The following is a 1,160-nucleotide window of genomic DNA, read 5'->3' on the forward strand; positions in this document are numbered from 1 at the left end:
CCACGTGCTCAGTAAATTCACACAAATGCTCTGCGGTGCCGACTGCGCCAGTGAATATACCTTCAAAGTTTGTGGTGAGTTTGAGCCAACTTTCATCGCTGATGTGAAGTCTTGACAGTATATTTACGGTTTTGTTATCGATAGCGCCTCGTTTGTCTGCTCTTATTACGCGACCTGTTTCATCTACAAGGGTTAAATAGTCCTTCAAGCTAAAGCGGATACCTGAGGTTTTCTCTTGATGTTCATGGCCCGTAAATGGTAATAACGTTGTCGGTTGCTCTCCGATAATGGCTGCTTTGATACGCAGTTGAATACTGGTAAAATTCGATTGCTCAGGTGTTGGGGCAATGCCCGCCCGCACTGGATTTAAATCTACATAAGCCATACAAGCAAGTAATGCCCCTTCATCGAGCAGGGCTTGTGATTTAAAGCGTCCTTCCCAAAAGTGCCCCGTGCATTTATCTTCTTTATTGGCTTGTCGAGCAATAGGCTCGTTTAATGCCCGCATAAACCAACTGATATCGATTAAGCGCTGTTTATAGACCTGTGCTGTTTCTTCAACCATTTCCATTTCGAATGGAGTTAATGATTGCTCTTGTTGAAATTGACGGGTCAACAGGGTGCCTTTAAACAACTTATGCCAACGGGACAGTACCTCTAGCGTCGTCCAGTGGTTAACTTGTTCACTATCAACATGAAGGACTAAATGTAAGTGATTATTCATGACAGCGTGAGCACAAATATCAATAGCAAACACCTGAGATAATTGAAAAATGCGCTGTTCAATCCAATGACGCCTGTGCGCATAACTGACACCGGTTTCTTTATCAACACCACATAAAAAGGCTTTTCGAACGGTTTGACTGCAAATATGATAATACGGCGTATCAGATAAACTAATTTGTTGTGAACGAGGCTTGGGCATAATAATCACCACACTTATAAGAGGGTAATTTAAGTGTAGTTTATTGTTGAAAAAACAAACAAGTTATTATGGGTGGCTTGATTGCGGTAATCAATACCACATAAAAAGGCTTTCGAACGGTTTGACTGCAAATATGATAATACGGCGTATCAGATAAACTAATTTGTTGTGAACGAGGCTTGGGCATAACAATCACCACACTTATAAGAGGGTAAATTAAGTGTAGTTTATTGTT

Annotated in this window: 1 protein-coding gene and 1 pseudogene; both read right to left on the reverse strand. The window is 41.1% G+C overall.

The genetic code is table 11. The annotated features are described in order from the left end of the window. The coding region (locus H4J75_RS19565) for a transposase (protein ID WP_182223051.1) at positions 1-925 on the reverse strand (925 nt) is incomplete at its 3' end. 40 nt (positions 926-965) lie between these two features. Then, positions 966-1,160: pseudogene (locus H4J75_RS20000) on the reverse strand (hypothetical protein); the annotation flags it as partial.

This window comes from Colwellia sp. BRX10-1 (genome assembly GCF_014077545.1).
Classification (GTDB): Bacteria; Pseudomonadota; Gammaproteobacteria; order Enterobacterales; family Alteromonadaceae; genus Colwellia_A.